Source organism: Luteimonas rhizosphaerae, assembly GCF_002849595.1.
Taxonomy (GTDB): Bacteria; Pseudomonadota; Gammaproteobacteria; order Xanthomonadales; family Xanthomonadaceae; genus Luteimonas; species Luteimonas cellulosilyticus.
The window spans coordinates 97,513-112,052 of sequence record NZ_NRQR01000002.1; the positions used below are offsets into that span (position 1 = coordinate 97,513).

At 70.1% G+C, this 14,540-nt stretch carries 15 protein-coding genes; 11 read left to right on the plus strand and 4 right to left on the minus strand.

All coding sequences use genetic code 11. The features are described 5' to 3' along the window. Positions 1-135: 135 nt before the first annotated feature. Positions 136-2,523 carry a TonB-dependent receptor plug domain-containing protein gene (locus CJ022_RS00875; RefSeq protein WP_101924825.1) on the minus strand — a complete coding sequence of 796 codons (2,388 nt, stop codon included), beginning with the start codon at positions 2,521-2,523 and terminating at the stop codon, positions 136-138. A 336-nt stretch (positions 2,524-2,859) separates the two neighbouring features. Between CJ022_RS00875 and CJ022_RS00880 the strand changes: the two genes are divergently transcribed. Together CJ022_RS00880 and CJ022_RS00885 are read left to right on the plus strand one after the other, a co-directional pair. Beyond that, the gene (locus CJ022_RS00880) at positions 2,860-4,728 is read left to right on the plus strand and encodes an ABC-F family ATP-binding cassette domain-containing protein (RefSeq protein WP_101924826.1); all 1,869 of its coding nucleotides are present in this window, start codon (positions 2,860-2,862) and stop codon (positions 4,726-4,728) included. A gap of 192 nt (positions 4,729-4,920) precedes the next feature. Then, a complete protein-coding gene (locus CJ022_RS00885) occupies positions 4,921-5,622 on the plus strand; it encodes a hypothetical protein (protein WP_101924827.1) in 702 nt (233 codons plus the stop codon). Between the two features lie 64 nt (positions 5,623-5,686). Here the strand turns inward: CJ022_RS00885 and CJ022_RS00890 are convergent, their stop codons facing one another. After that, the gene (locus CJ022_RS00890; RefSeq protein ID WP_158238323.1) at positions 5,687-6,400 is read right to left on the minus strand and encodes an SIMPL domain-containing protein; all 714 of its coding nucleotides are present in this window, start codon (positions 6,398-6,400) and stop codon (positions 5,687-5,689) included. A 148-nt stretch (positions 6,401-6,548) separates the two neighbouring features. Between CJ022_RS00890 and CJ022_RS00895 the strand changes: the two genes are divergently transcribed. The 4 genes from CJ022_RS00895 to CJ022_RS00910 all read left to right on the plus strand — a co-directional run bounded on the left by CJ022_RS00895 (position 6,549) and on the right by CJ022_RS00910 (position 9,474). Continuing rightward, positions 6,549-6,896: an FmdB family zinc ribbon protein gene (locus tag CJ022_RS00895; protein ID WP_101924829.1), complete on the plus strand. Its 348-nt coding sequence runs from the start codon at positions 6,549-6,551 to the stop codon at positions 6,894-6,896. Between the two features lie 111 nt (positions 6,897-7,007). Beyond that, complete coding sequence (gene aspS / locus CJ022_RS00900) at positions 7,008-8,777, plus strand: aspartate--tRNA ligase (RefSeq protein WP_101924830.1); 1,770 nt, start codon at positions 7,008-7,010, stop codon at positions 8,775-8,777. Then, positions 8,774-8,959, plus strand: coding sequence for a hypothetical protein (locus CJ022_RS17730; protein WP_199171397.1), 186 nt, complete (start codon positions 8,774-8,776; stop codon positions 8,957-8,959). The genes aspS and CJ022_RS17730 overlap by 4 nt, the downstream gene beginning before the upstream one ends. Positions 8,960-8,961: 2 nt before the next feature. Then, the gene (locus tag CJ022_RS00910) at positions 8,962-9,474 is read left to right on the plus strand and encodes a GNAT family N-acetyltransferase (RefSeq protein ID WP_101924831.1); all 513 of its coding nucleotides are present in this window, start codon (positions 8,962-8,964) and stop codon (positions 9,472-9,474) included. A 63-nt stretch (positions 9,475-9,537) separates the two neighbouring features. Here the strand turns inward: CJ022_RS00910 and CJ022_RS00915 are convergent, their stop codons facing one another. Continuing rightward, positions 9,538-10,476 (minus strand): alpha/beta fold hydrolase, encoded by a 939-nt coding sequence (locus CJ022_RS00915; protein WP_101924832.1) that lies wholly within the window; start codon positions 10,474-10,476, stop codon positions 9,538-9,540. Positions 10,477-10,518: 42 nt separating this feature from the next. After that, positions 10,519-10,947: an organic hydroperoxide resistance protein gene (locus tag CJ022_RS00920; RefSeq protein WP_101924833.1), complete on the minus strand. Its 429-nt coding sequence runs from the start codon at positions 10,945-10,947 to the stop codon at positions 10,519-10,521. A 115-nt stretch (positions 10,948-11,062) separates the two neighbouring features. Here CJ022_RS00920 and CJ022_RS00925 point away from each other — a divergent pair, with 115 nt between their 5' ends. The 5 genes from CJ022_RS00925 to ruvA all read left to right on the plus strand — a co-directional run bounded on the left by CJ022_RS00925 (position 11,063) and on the right by ruvA (position 14,533). After that, entirely contained in the window at positions 11,063-11,890 is an 828-nt protein-coding gene (locus CJ022_RS00925; protein WP_101924834.1) for an AraC family transcriptional regulator, read from the plus strand. Then, entirely contained in the window at positions 11,887-12,561 is a 675-nt protein-coding gene (locus CJ022_RS00930; protein ID WP_101924835.1) for an esterase/lipase family protein, read from the plus strand. The genes CJ022_RS00925 and CJ022_RS00930 overlap by 4 nt, the downstream gene beginning before the upstream one ends. 33 nt (positions 12,562-12,594) lie before the next feature. Continuing rightward, positions 12,595-13,314: a YebC/PmpR family DNA-binding transcriptional regulator gene (locus CJ022_RS00935; protein WP_101924836.1), complete on the plus strand. Its 720-nt coding sequence runs from the start codon at positions 12,595-12,597 to the stop codon at positions 13,312-13,314. Positions 13,315-13,323: 9 nt separating this feature from the next. Then, positions 13,324-13,848: a crossover junction endodeoxyribonuclease RuvC gene (gene ruvC, locus CJ022_RS00940; RefSeq protein WP_101924837.1), complete on the plus strand. Its 525-nt coding sequence runs from the start codon at positions 13,324-13,326 to the stop codon at positions 13,846-13,848. 94 nt (positions 13,849-13,942) lie between these two features. After that, a complete protein-coding gene (gene ruvA, locus CJ022_RS00945; protein ID WP_101924838.1) occupies positions 13,943-14,533 on the plus strand; it encodes a Holliday junction branch migration protein RuvA in 591 nt (196 codons plus the stop codon). The last annotated feature ends 7 nt before the right edge of the window (positions 14,534-14,540 follow it).

Here is a 14,540-nt window from a genome sequence, read left to right on the forward strand (position 1 = left end):
GGCGCCTGACAGGCGTTTCAGTGTCGCCGACGGCCTGGGATGCGGCAAGTCGACGCAAGGTGCGTCAGACCCGCCGCGAAAACGACGATGCCCCGGCGGACCGGGGCATCGTCTGGCGTCACGTGGCGCGGCGCGTCACCAGGTGTAGGCGATCTTCGCGTAGCCGAACGCACCGCCGAAGCCGAACGGCGACAGGTTGGAATACGGGAACTGCCCGTTGGTCGAGTTGCCGAAGGTGTTCTCGTCGGGATACTCGTTGAGCACGTTGTCCGCGCCGAGCGTCAGCGCCCAGTTGTCGCCCGGCTTCCAGGTCGCCGAGACGTCGACGAGCCACTTCGCGCCGTATTCCTGGTCGAGCGCGGCATTGGTCGGCGTCGTGCGCACGCTGCCGTAGCGCGTGGTGCCGAGCGAGAACGCCCAGGCCTCGGTCTGCCAGTTGCCCGACAGCAGCAGCTTGTTGCGCGGGAAGCCCTGTTCGATGCGGCCGACTTCGGCGCGATCGATGCGCTCCAGGTCGACGCCGATCGCCTCGAGCGCCGCCGGGTTGTCGGCGATGCGCGTGACCTCGGTCTTCGAATGGTTGTAGCCCGCGGTCAGGTCGAAGCTGCCGGCCGCCAGGTCCCAGCGGTAGCTGCCGACGACGTCGATGCCGCGGGTGCGGGTATCGATGGCGTTGGTGAAGTAGCGGCCGCCGTTGACGCCGGTGATGCCCTGCGATTCGAGCAGCGCGCGCACCGCGTCGCCGGTCAGGTTCGACGACAGCGCGATGCGGTCGTCGACATCGATCTGGTAGGCGTCGACGGTGACGTAGAGATTGTCGACCGGCTGCAGCACCAGGCCCAGGCTGTAGGACAGCGATTCTTCCGGCCGCAGCGGCTCGGCGCCGAAGGCCTGCGCCACCGCGCTGTTGGCGGGGAAGGTGCGGATCTCGAATGGCGTGGTGATGCCGGGCAGGAAGGTCGTGCTGACGGTCTGGAAGTACTGCTGCGGCAGCGACGGCGCGCGGAACCCGCTGGCGACCGTGCCGCGCAGGGCGACCGCATCGGTGAACGCGAAGCGTCCCGACAGCTTGCCCGAGACCTGGCTGCCGAAATCGTCGTAGTCCTCGTAGCGCGCGGCCGCGCCCGCGGAGAAGCGCTCGGTGATGTCGGCTTCCAGGCCGGCGTAGAGCGCGTGGCTGTCACGGTCGTAGGCGCCCGCGACGCCCGGCGCGAAACCTCCGAACCCCTGCGCGCCCGCCGCCGCGCCCGGCGCACCGTCGCCCGCGTCGGCGTACGAGCCGTATTCCCCCGGCGACTGGTTCCACTTCTCGTTGCGCGCTTCGGCGCCCAGCGACAGCGTCACCGGATACGCCAGGCCCCAGTCGAGCTGGCGGCTGACGTCGAAGTTGACGATGTTCTGCGTCGTTTCCAGCGCGCCATCGTAGAACGACGTCGGCGAGCTTTCGCCGAGGCTCGCGTTGAGCGTGTTGCGGGTATAGAACTCGAGCCGGTTGTAGCCGTAGTTGTAGCTCAGGTCCCAGTTCCATTCGCTGGCCGTGTGGCCCTTGAGGCCGGCGACGATCGAGCGGTCCTTGGAGATGTTGTTGATCTCCGGCAGGAACCCGTCGGGATGGATCGACGGCACGTTCTGGGTGGGGTTGCCCGGTGCGCGGAAGAACGCGAACGAGGTGATGTCGCGGTTGCTCGCGGTACCGAACGCATAGCCGCTGAGGCTGTCGTTGAACGCGAAATCGGCGTTGAAGCCGACCGCGCCGAAGTCGACTTCCGGCTCGCCGATGACGAAGGCCTTCTGGCCCAGCGCGGGCTGGGTGACGCCCGGCGTGCCGGCGAACGGGCGCGCGCGATTGGTCGCGTCCTGCTGGCCGACCTGGGCCGACAGGTGCAGGAAACCGCGGTCCTCGCCGAGCGCGAGCCCGGTGTCGCCGGCGATCTGGGTCTGGGTGCCGTCGCCCGCCGAGAACTGGCCCGCGGTCATCGACAGGCTGCCGCCCTGCGACGCGCCCTTGAGCACGATGTTCACGACGCCGGCGATCGCGTCCGAGCCGTACTGGGCCGACGCGCCGTCGCGCAGTACTTCCACGCGCTCGATCGCCGAGACCGGGATCGTATTGAGGTCGACCGGCGCGGAGCCGCGGCCGATGGTGCCGTTGAGGTTGAGCAGCGACGACGCATGGCGCCGCTTGCCGTTGACCAGCACCAGCACCTGGTCGGGCGACAGCCCGCGCAGCTGCGCCGGGCGGATCGCGCTGGTGCCGTCGGTCAGCGCCGGACGCGGGAAATTCAGTGACGGCAGTGCGCGCGCCAGGGCGGTCGCGAGCTCGGTGGTGCCGGTCGCCTGCAGGCTGTCCGAGGTGATGATGTCGATGGGCGACTGCGATTCGGCGACGGTGCGGTCGCTGACGCGGGTGCCGGTGACGATCAGGGTGTCGAGCGTGGACGTGCGCGCAGGCGCGTCCTGGGCCAGGGCCGGCGCGCCGGCGAGGGCAAGGGTCACGGCCAGAGCGAGGCGGTGGGGAAGCATGGGGGTGGCCTTGAAGCGATATGGGGATGCGATTGAACGCAATCGTCCCGTATTCGTCAATGTTCTCAATAATGAGGTTCGATCGTTCCTTATTCAGAACGATCGTTGCCGCGCGTTTGCCGGTGCTGCGCTTGCGCGCAGGTCGAACGGGATGCGGGTGGCCATGCGGCCGGCGCGCATGGCGATCGCGCGTCGAGGGAGGCGGCGCACTCGCTTCCGTCTCATCGCGCGTTTCGCGGTCGCAGTGGGCGCCCCACATGGTGGATCGCACGCGACGGGCCCTCGCGGCGGGCGGTGCCGGGCCGGAGGCAGGCCCGCGTCCGGTAGAATCGCGCCATGATTTCCTTCAAGAATTTCGCCCTGCGGCGCGGCGAACGGCTGCTGTTGTCCGAAATGGACCTGACCCTACATGCCGGCTGGCGCGTGGGCGTCGTCGGCCGCAACGGCACCGGCAAGTCTTCCCTGTTTGCGGCCGTGCGCGGCGAAGTCGAGGCCGACAAGGGCGATCTCGACCTGCCCAACCGCGTGCGCGTGGCCAGCATCGCGCAGGAAATGCCGTCGCTGCCCGACGCGGCGATCGACTTCGTGCTGGGTGGCGATGCAGCCGTCGCCGCGGTGCTGAAGGCCGAAGCCGACGCGCTCGCGGCCGAGGACTGGGAAGCGGTCGCCGACGTGCACCTGCGCATGGCCGAGGTCGGCGCCTACGACGCCGGCGCGCGCGCGGGCAAGCTGCTGCACGGCCTGGGCTTTCCGGCCGACACCCACCAGCGCGCGGTCGCGACGTTCTCCGGCGGCTGGCGCGTGCGCCTGAATCTGGCGCGTGCGCTGATGACGCCGAGCGACATGCTGCTGCTCGACGAGCCGACCAACCATCTGGATCTCGACGCCGTGCTGTGGCTCGAACAGTGGCTGCTGAAATACCCCGGCACACTGCTGCTGATCTCGCACGACCGCGAATTCCTCGACAACGTCTGCACCCACACGCTGCACCTGCACGGCGGCAAGGCCAAGCTCTACACCGGCGACTACACCTCGTTCGAGCGCCAGCGCTCCGAGCAGCTGCGCCTGCAGCAGATCACCCACGAGAAGAGCCAGGCCGAGCGCGCGCACCTGCAGAGCTTCATCGACCGTTTCAAGGCCAGCGCGGCGAAGGCCAAGCAGGCACAGTCGCGGGTCAAGCGCCTGGCGAAGATGGCCGACACCGAAGCCGTGCGCGCCGAACGCGAGGTGCGCATCGACTTCCCCGCGCCGGTGCGCCTGCCGCATGCGCTGCTGCGCATCAACCACGGCACCTGCGGCTATCCGGCCGCCGATGGCGCGGTGGTGATTCTCGACAACGTCGGCTTCGGCCTGGAAGCGGGCGACCGCATCGGCCTGCTGGGCCCGAACGGCGCGGGCAAGTCGACGCTGGTCAAGACCCTCGTCGGCGAGCTGCCGCTGCTGGCCGGCGAACGCTACGCGCATCCGGACCTGCGCATCGGTTACTTCGCCCAGCACACGGTGGAATCGCTGGTCGCCGGCACGTCGCCGATCGACCATCTGCGCGAACTCTCGCCGACCGTGTCGATCCAGGACTTCCGCAACTTCCTCGGCAAGTGGAGCTTCCCGGGCGACCGCGCGTTCGAGAGCATCGACGGGTTCTCGGGCGGCGAACGCGCGCGCCTGGCGCTGGCGCTGATCGCGTGGCTGCAGCCGAACGTGCTGCTGCTCGACGAACCGACCAACCATCTCGACCTCGAGATGCGCGAGGCGCTGGCCGAAGCGCTCAGCGATTTTCCCGGCGCGATCGTGCTGGTCTCGCACGACCGCCACCTGATCGGCCTGGTCAGCGACACCTTCTGGCGCGTGTCCGACGGCGTCGTCATCCCCTTCGACGGCGACCTCGACGAATACGCCGCCTGGCTGCGCGCGCGTGGCAACGCCGGCGAACTGCGCACGCCGCCTCCGTCCGCGTTGCCGGCCGCCGCACCCGCGGCCAAACCGGCGGCGAAGACGACCAAGGCCAATCCGCACAAGTTGCAGAAGGCCGAAGCACGCGTCGCCGAACTCGAGCAGGCGTTGTCGGACATCGACGGCACGCTGGCGGATCCGGCAACCTATGCCGATCCGACCCGGGCCGCCGATCTCGGCCAGCGCCAGGCGGCGCTGCGCGCCGAGCTCGAAACCGCGGAAGGCGATCTGCTGGCGTTGTACGACGCGGCCTGATCGCGACCGTGGACCGCGCGTCGGCACCCGGCATGCAGGCGGCGTTGCGCGCAGGACGCGTGGCGACCCGGTGCCACGCGTGCGGCATGCGCTGCCGCGGCTCGTCGCGTGTTCTATCCGAACCGCGTTCGATGCGCAGCCTCGCGCTGTCCCCAGCTTGCCCGTGAACGGGCGGCCGGGTAGGGTTGGGCCATGAATAAACTGCCGCTTGCCCTGCTTTCCGCCGCCCTTGTCGTCGCCCTCGCTGCGTGTCAGCAGACCGAGGCGCCCGACGAGGCCGCCACCCGCGCTCCGCCTGCCGACCCGACCGCGGACGCCGCCGCGGCGGCCGCGGCCGAAGCCGCCGCCACCCAGCGCGCGCCCGCCGATGCGTTTCTCGCGGCGATCGCCCGGCATTGCGGCGAAGCGTTCGCCGGCCGCATCGTCGCGAACGAGCCGCCGCCGGCGCCGGACGCCGAGCCCGATGCGTTCGAGGGCAAGGCGCTGGTCATGCACGTGCGCGGCTGCAACGACAAGGAGCAGGAGCTGCGCATCCCGTTCCACGTCGGCGACGACCATTCGCGCACCTGGATCCTGACCCGCACCGAGCACGGCCTGCGTCTCAAGCACGACCATCGCCTGCCCGACGGCAGCGACGATCCGGTGACGATGTACGGCGGCGACACCCAGAACGCGGGCACCGAGCAGCGCCAGGAATTCCCGGTCGATGCGGAATCGATCGCGATGTTCGAGCAGGAAGGCCTCACCGCATCGGTGACCAACACCTGGGCGATGGAAATCCGTCCGGGCGAGCGCTTCGTCTACGAGCTGACGCGTCCGGGCGGCCGCCGGTTCCAGGTCGAGTTCGACCTGACCAAGACCGTCGCCGCGCCGCCGACGCCCTGGGGCTACTGAGCCCGGCTGTTCGGCAGGTCGTGCCGGGCGCCGGTCGACGCAGATCGGTCGTCCGCCGCGCGACTTAGTCGCGCAGGAAATACTCCACTGTCGTCACCACCCGCACCGTCTTGACGTGCGGGCTGCCGCGGTCGCGGTCACCGATCGAGATCACGCCCTGGTTCGCGCTGCGGATGCCGCCGATGCGCGCGCCCGAGTCCTTGGCGAACTGCTCGGCCGACACGCGCGCGTTCGCCGTGGCTTCGGCGATCAACTCCGGCTTGATGTCGTTGAGCCGGGTGAAATCGAACTGCGGACCGCCGTCCTCGCCGGTATTGAGCATCACGCCCTGGGCGACGATCTCGCCGCTGCGGCGCAGGGCGGTCATCGCCTCGGCAACGCGGCCGGTGCGCAAGGTCACGGTGTTCGAATAGCGGTAGCGCTCCGGCGGTCGCCCTTCGCCGTAGGAATAGGCCCAGCGGTCCTCCAGGCGTGGCGGCGAGACCACGACCTCGTCCTCGCCGAAACCGGCGCTGGTCAGGAACTGGCGGATCGTCGCGGTATTGGCATCGAGGCCGGCCTGGACGACGGCCAGGTCGTCGCCGCCAACGGTCTGCGACAGCGGCCAGACCACGAGGTCGGCCTCGACCACGCGCTCGGCCGAGCCTTTCACGGTCACGAAGCGGTCCTCGGTGCGCAGCTTGGCCATGCCCTGGGCGGCAAACCAGCCGGCGCCCACCAGGCCCAGCGCGATCAGCGCGGCCGCGGCAACGGTGCGGAAATTGGCGGGCTGGGACATGGCGCGAGCCTCCGGCAAAGAAGGCCAGTCTAGGCCCGTCGACGCCGCGTGGCGCGGCCGCACGCGCGCCCGGCGCGCCACGCCGGACTTGCAAGTCCCGCCGGCGGCCCCAGAATGCCGGCTCCCCTGTCGTCGCCGGTTCCTCGCCATGCCGATCTACGCCTTCCAGTGCACCGACTGCGGCCACGCCTTCGACCGCCTGCAGAAGATGTCCGACCCCGATCCCGCGGTCTGCCCGAACTGCGGCGCGTCCGCGGTCACCCGCCAGCTCACCGCGCCGTCGTTCCGCCTCGCGGGCAGCGGCTGGTACGAGACCGACTTCAAGAAGGACGGCGACAAGAAGCGCAACCTGGTCGAGAGCGGCGACGGCGGCGCCAGATCCGGTGGCGACAAGCCGGCGGCCGATGCGCCTGCGGCCAAGCCCGAATCCAAGCCCACGGCCAGTGAATCCAAGCCGGCCGCCAAGCCGGCCGCGAAGCCCGCCTCGGCGGACTGACGCGCCTGCCGCCGCGCGCGTCGCGGCGACGCCTTAAACTAGCGGGCTTGCATCCAGCGCGGTCGTCGTCGTGACGGTCCGTGCGCCCGCGCTTTCGTGTCCGGAGTTCCCATGCGTACCCATTTCTGCGGCCTGATCGACGAATCACTGATCGGCCAGACCGTCACCCTGTGCGGCTGGGCCGATGTCGCCCGCGACCTCGGCGGCGTCTGCTTCATCGACCTGCGCGACCACGAAGGCATCGTGCAGGTGGTCGCGGAATCGTCGGATGCGGACGGCAATGCCGCCGTCGTCGCGACGGCCGAGCAGGTGGGCTACGAGGATTGCCTGCGCATCACCGGCACGGTGCGCGCGCGGCATTCGGTCAACGCGAAGATCCGCACCGGCCAGGTCGAGATCGTCGCCACCCAGATCGAGGTGCTGAACAAGGCCGAGCCGCTGCCGTTCCACCATCACGAGAACCCGGGCGAGGAAACACGCCTGAAGTACCGCTATCTCGACCTGCGGCATCCGGAGATGCAGCGCCGGATGCGCACGCGCACCAAGCTGGTCAGCGCGCTGCGCCACTGGCTGGACGACAAGGGTTTCCAGGACATCGAAACGCCGATCCTGACCAAGGCGACGCCGGAAGGCGCGCGCGACTTCCTGGTGCCGGCGCGCATGCATCCGGGCGAGTTCTACGCGTTGCCGCAGTCGCCGCAGCTGTTCAAGCAGATCCTGATGATGGCGGGCTTCGACCGCTACTACCAGATCGCGCGGTGCTTCCGCGACGAGGCCCTGCGCGCCGATCGCCAGCTGGAATTCACCCAGCTCGACATGGAGTTCGCGTGGGTGTCGGAGCGCGACGTGCAGGATCTCGTCGAGGCGATGATCCGTGACGTGTTCCGCGATGTCGCGGGCGTCGAGCTCGCGGCCGAATTCCCGCGCATGACCTATGCCGAGGCGATGCGTCGCTACGGCTCGGACAAGCCGGACCTGCGCATCGCGCTGGAACTGGTGGACGTCGCCGATCTCGTCAAGGACAGCCAGTTCGCGGTGTTCACCGGCCCGGCCAATGAAGCCGGCGGCCGCGTCTGCGCGCTGCGCATTCCGGGCGGCGCGAGTCTGAGCCGCAAGCAGATCGACGAGTACGCCGCGCATGCCGCGAAGTACGGCGCGAAGGGTCTGGCCTACATCAAGATTTCGGAGACCGGCGAGGTGTCGTCGCCGATCCAGAAGTTCTTCGACGAGGCCGCGTTCGCCGCCCTCGTGTCGCACGTCGGCGCGGGCAACGGCGACCTCGTGTTCTTCGGCGCCGGCAAGTATTCGACCGTCAGCGATTTCATGGGCGCGGTGCGTCTGAAGGCCGGCAAGGATTTCAGCCTGGTCAATGAGGGCTGGGCGCCGCTGTGGGTCACCGACTTCCCGATGTTCGAATGGGACGACGAGGCGCAGCGCTACGTCGCCCTGCATCACCCCTTCACCGCGCCGTCGGTCGACGACGAGGCCGACCTGCGCGCGAACGCCGCGACGGCCGTGTCGCGCGGCTACGACATGGTGCTCAACGGCAACGAGATCGGCGGCGGTTCGATCCGTATCCACCGTTCGTCGATGCAGTCTGCGGTGTTCGAACTGCTCGGCATCGGCGCCGAGGAAGCGCAGGCGAAGTTCGGCTTCCTGCTCGACGCGCTGAAGTACGGCGCGCCGCCACACGGCGGCATCGCGTTCGGCATCGACCGCATCGCCGCGCTGATGGCCGGCACCGAGTCGATCCGCGACGTCATCGCGTTCCCGAAGACCACCGGCGCGCAGTGCCTGATGACCGATGCACCGTCGCCGATCGCCGATGCGCAGCTGGCCGAGGTGCACATCCAGGTGCGGCCGAAGGCGAGCGCGTCGTGATCGCGCTGGAGTGGGAAACGCTGGGCGGCGATACCGCCTCGGGTCTGGTGACCGAGCGCGCCCGCGTGCTCGGTGGCTGGCTGGTGCGCAGCCGCGGCGAATCCGCATCCATCGAGACGATCGCGGTCGCACTGGCCTTCGTGCCCGATACCCACGCCGCCTGGGACGGCGCCGAGGACTGACGATGGCGACGCTGCGCCGCGCCACCGTCGACGACGCCGCCACACTGTCGGCGCTCGCCGCGCGTACCTTCACCGAAACCTTCGGCCATCTGTATCCGCCGGAGGATCTGGCCGCGTTCCTCGCCGACGCTTACCCGGTGGCGAAACAGCGCACGATTCTGGCGCACCCGGATTACGCGGTCTGGCTGCTCGAACGCGATGGTGAGCCGATCGGCCACTGCGCGGCGGGGCCTTGCGGTTTGCCGCACGCCGATGTCGCCGCAGGCGATGGCGAGATCAAGCGCCTGTATCTGCTGCAGGGCCATCAGGGCCAGGCGCTCGGGGCGCGGCTGCTGGAGACGGCGATGGAATGGCTGCAGCGCGATGGCCCGTGCACGCTGTGGGTTGGCGTGTGGTCGGAGAACGCGGGCGCCCAGCGCTTCTACGGGCGCTACGGCTTCGCGAAGGTCGGCAACTACACGTTCCCGGTCGGCGCGACCCTGGACGACGAATACATCCTGCGACGGCCGGCCTGACGGCAGCGCACGCTCGAAGCGGCTGCACGCGAGCGCAGCCGCTTCGAGGTCTCGCCATGTGGATCACTTGCGCAGGAAGTCCAGCAGATCCTGGTTGACCCGGTCCTTGTGGGTATCGGTCAGGCCGTGCGGCGCGCCGGGATAGACGAGCAGTTCGGCGCCCGGGATCAGCGCCGCCGAAGCGCGTCCGGCGGCGTCGATCGGCACGATCTGGTCGTCGTCGCCGTGGATCACCAGGGTCGGCACGTCGAAGCGCTTGAGGTCGTCGCGGAAATCGGTCGCCGAGAACGCGGCGATCGAGTCGTAGGTGTTCTTGTGGCCGCCCTGCATGCCCTGCGCCCACCAGTTGTCGATCAGGCCCTGCGAGACCTGCGCGCCCGGCCGGTTGAAGCCGTAGAACGGGCCGCTGGGGATGTCGCGGTAGAGCTGCGCGCGGTTCGCGATCTGCGCGGCGCGGATGCCGTCGAACACCGCGATCGGCAGGCCGCCGGGGTTGTCGGCGGTCTGCAGCATCAGCGGCGGTACCGCGCTGATCAGCACCGCCTTCCTGACGCGCGACGTGCCGTGGCGGCCGATGTAGCGGGCCACTTCACCGCCGCCGGTGGAGAACCCGACGAGGGTCACGTCGCGCAGGTCGAGCGCCTCGATGACGGCGGCCAGATCGTCGGCGTAATGGTCCATGTCGTTGCCGTCCCAGGGCTGGCTGGAGCGGCCATGGCCGCGACGGTCGTGGGCGACGACGCGGAAGCCCTGGTCGGCGAGGAACAGCATCTGCGATTCCCAGCTGTCCGAGTTCAACGGCCAGCCGTGGCTGAAGGTCACGACCGGGCCGTCCTTCGGGCCCCAGTCCTTGTAGTAGAGCTGCACGCCGTCGCGGGTGGTGATGGTGCTGGCGGTGTGGGCGACGGCGTGCGTCGCGGGAGGCGCGGCTTCGGCCGGCAGCACCGCGGGCGCGGTGATGGCGAGCAGGGAGGCGGCGAGGGCGCTGGACAGGAATTGCATGGGCGTGGCTCCGGTGGGTGGGGAAGGGGAAGGGCGTGCCGGTCAGTCGGCGAGCACCAGCGTCACGTCGATGTTTCCGCGCGTGGCGTTGGAGTAGGGGCAGACGACGTGGGCCTGGTCGACCAGCGACTGCAGCGTGTCGCGGGCGATGCCGGGGGCGGCGATCGTCAGTTCGGCGGCGAGGGCGAAACCGGTCGGCACCGGGCCGATGCCGATCCGGCCGGTGACGGTGGTGTCCGCGGGCAGCGCGATCTTCTGCTTGCCGGCGACGAACTTCAGGGCGCCGAGAAAGCAGGCCGACCAGCCGGCCGCGAATAGCTGCTCGGGGTTGGTGCCGGGACCGCCGGCGCCGCCGAGGGCACGGGGCGTGGACAGGGCGACGGCGAGGACCTGGTCGTCCGACGTGGCCCGGCCTTCGCGGCCTCCGGTGGCGGTCGCGGTGGCGGTGTAGAGGATCTGTTCGATGGACATGGTGGTCTCCTGCGGGGTGGGGGACGACGGCTGCCGTCCGGTGAGGACTAGATTGCGCCGCAGGTCGACACGTTTGGTGCTATAAAATCCAATAAAGTTAACCAGGAGTCCTGATGTGACCGATCGCCTCGCCGCACTGATGACCCGCTTCCCCGTGCGCGCACAGGTGTTCCAGGCGGGACCGCTGTGCGGGGTGCACGCGCTCGGGGGCGACGACGGCGTCGGCCAGCTGCATCTGGTGCGGCGCGGCGAGGTCGAGGTCTTCCACGGCAACGTACGATTGCGCATCGACCGGCCGAGCCTGCTGCTGTATCCGCGGCCGATGGCCCACCGTTTCGTCACCGATGCCGAGCGCGGCGCCGACATGGTCTGCGCCCACCTGGCGTTCGAGGGCGGTGCGGCGCATCCGATCGCCGCGGCGCTGCCGGACGTGGTCTGCCTGCCGCTCGCGGACATCGCCGGCGCGGCGCCGGTGCTGGCGCTGCTGTTCGACGAGGCCTTCGCCCAGCGCTGCGGTCGCGTGGCGCTGGTCGAGCGCCTGTTCGAGGTGGTGATGATCCAGATCCTGCGCCAGCTGATGGAGCAGGGCGCGGTCACCGATGGCCTGCTGTCGGGGCTGTCGCACGCCCGGCTGCGCAATGCGCTGGTGGCGATGCACGAGGCGCCGGCGCAGGACTGGAGCCTGGATACGCTGGCCGACGCGGCCGGCATGTCGCGCAGCGCGTTCGCGACGGCGTTCCGCGACATCGTCGGCACCACGCCCGGGCAGTACCTGCAGGGCTGGCGCATCGGCCTGGCCCAGCAGGCGCTGCGCCGCGGCCAACCGCTGAAGCGGATCGCCGGCGATGTCGGCTACGGCAGCGAGGCGGCGCTGTCGCGCGCGTTCAAGGCGCACGCCGGGCTGTCGCCGCGCGCGTGGAAACTGCGGGAGGCCTTGGCATGACGGGCAATGGAGGATCCGAAGCGGGCGCCGCCGTGCCGACGCGTGTGCTGCTGCTGCACGGCATCTGGATGGTGGGCCTGACGATGCGCCGGTTCGCGCGCGGGCTGCACGCCGCGGGCTTCGCGCCCGAGATCATCGGCTACGACAGCATCACCGGCGGGCCGCGTCCGGCGGTCGACCGCCTGCATGCCGCGCTGCGCGACGGTGGACCGGCGCACATCGTCGGCCACAGCCTGGGCGGACTCGTGGCCCTGCGCGAACTCGCCGAGCATCCGGAAACGCCGGTCGGGCGCGTGGTCTGCATGGGCACGCCGGTCTCCGGCAGCCGCGCCGCCGCGCGTCTGGCGCGGCTGCCGCTGTCGGGCCTGTACTTCGGACGCAGCGCGGAGATCCTGCTGGGCGGCTGCGCGACCTGGCCGGCCGGCTTCGAGGTCGGGATGATCGCCGGCCGGATCCCGCGTGGCCTTGGCGCCCTGCTGGCGCGCTTCGACGAGCCGCACGACGGCACCGTGGCGGTGTCGGAGACCCGCGCGCCGGGCCTGGCCGACCACGTCGTGGTCGCGGCCAGCCACAGCGGCCTGCTGGTCTCGGCCGCGGCGATCGCGCAGGCGACGGCCTTCCTGCGCGAAGGACGTTTCGCGCAGGCGGAGACGCCGGCCGACGCGGTGTAAAATCGCCGCCCCAACGCAGACACGGGTTTCAAGATGGGCCGAGGACCTTCGATCGAGGCGCGCAAGAACGCGACCGACGCCAAGCGCGGCAAGATCTTCACCAAGATCATCCGCGAGATCAGCGTGGCCGCGCGCGCCGGCGGCGGCGACCCGTCGAACAATCCGCGCCTGCGCACGGCGATCGACAAGGGCATGGCCTCGAACATGACCAAGGATGTCGTCGAGCGCGCGATCAAGAAGGCGACCGGCGAGCTGGAAGGCGTGGAGTACGAGGAGATCCGCTACGAGGGCTACGCGCCCGGCGGCGTCGCGGTCATCGTCGACACGCTGACCGACAACCGCGTGCGCACGGTCGCCGAAGTGCGCCACGCGTTCGGCAAGTGCGGCGGCAACATGGGCACCGAGGGCTCGGTCGCCTTCATGTTCAACCGCGTCGGCGTGCTGAGTTTCGAAGGCGGCGCCGACGAGGACCGCATCACCGAGGTCGCGATCGAGGCCGGCGCCGACGATGTTGTGGTCTACCCGGAGGACGGCGCGATCGATGTGCTGACCACGCCCGATGCCTTCGAGGGCGTCCGCGATGCGATGCAGGCCGCGGGGCTGACGCCCGGCCACGCCGAAGTCACGTTCCGCGCCGACAACGACATCGCCGTGTCCGGCGAGACGGCGGAGCAGGTGCGCAAGATGCTTGACCTGCTCGAGGATCTCGACGACGTGCAGAACGTCTACGCCAACGCCGCGTTCGACGGCTGATTCCAGCCCGTGACCCGCATCCTCGGCATCGACCCCGGTTCGCAGCGCACCGGGGTCGGCATCATCGACGTCGATGGCGCGGGCAAGGTCTCGCACGTGTTCCACGCGCCGCTGAACCTGCTGGCGGCCGAGGATTTCCCGCGCCGGCTGCGGCTCCTGGTCGACGGCCTGACGACGCTGATCGTCGAATACCGGCCCGACGAGGTCGCGATCGAGCGGGTATTCATGGCCCGCAATCCCGATTCCGCCCTGAAGCTCGGCCATGCGCGCGGCGCGGCGATCTGCGCGGCGGTGCTGCGCGACCTCAGCGTGCACGAGTACGCGGCGACCGAGATCAAGCTCGCGGTGGTGGGCAAGGGCAGCGCCGAGAAGATCCAGGTCCAGCACATGGTCGGGCTGATGCTCGGCCTGACCGGCAAGCTGCAGGCCGACGCCGCCGATGCGCTCGCCGTCGCGATCACCCACGCCCACGTGCGCGCCAGCGCCCGGCGCATCGGCGTCGACGTGCGCCAGGCCTGGAGCCGCAAGCGGTGAGCGTGCCGCGCCGTCATCCGGCCTGCCGGCACGTGCGCGACAATGCCGGCCCTACGCTCCGCCTCCACCATCCGCGCCCGGAGGGCGCCGCCCCATGATCGGAAGCCTGCGCGGCACGCTGATCCACAAGGCCCCGCCGTGGCTGGTGCTCGACGTCAACGGCGTCGGCTACGAGCTCGAGGCGCCGATGAGCACGTTCTACGACCTGCCCGCGCTCGGGCGCGAGGTCTCGCTGTTCACCCACTACGCGCAGAAGGAGGACAGCGTCTCGCTGTACGGTTTCCTGCACGAGTCCGAACGGCGGTTGTTCCGCGACGTGCAGAAGGTCAGCGGCATCGGCGCGAAGATCGCGCTCGCGGTGCTGTCGGGCGTCAGCGTCGACGAGTTCGTGCGCCAGGTGCAGACCGGCGACGTGACCGCGCTGACCAAGATCCCGGGCATCGGCAAGAAGACCGCCGAGCGCATGGTCGTCGAGCTGCGCGACCGCGCGGCCGACCTGGCCGGCGCGGGTGGGGCGATCCACGCCGGCCGCACCGCGACCGATCCGCTGTCGGAGGCGACCGTCGCGCTGCAGCAGCTGGGCTACAAGCCGGCCGAGGCCCAGAAGATGGCCAAGGCCGCGGCCAACGACGGCGACCCGGCCGAAACCATCATCCGAAAAGCGCTACAGTCCGCGCTTCGCTGACGGCCCC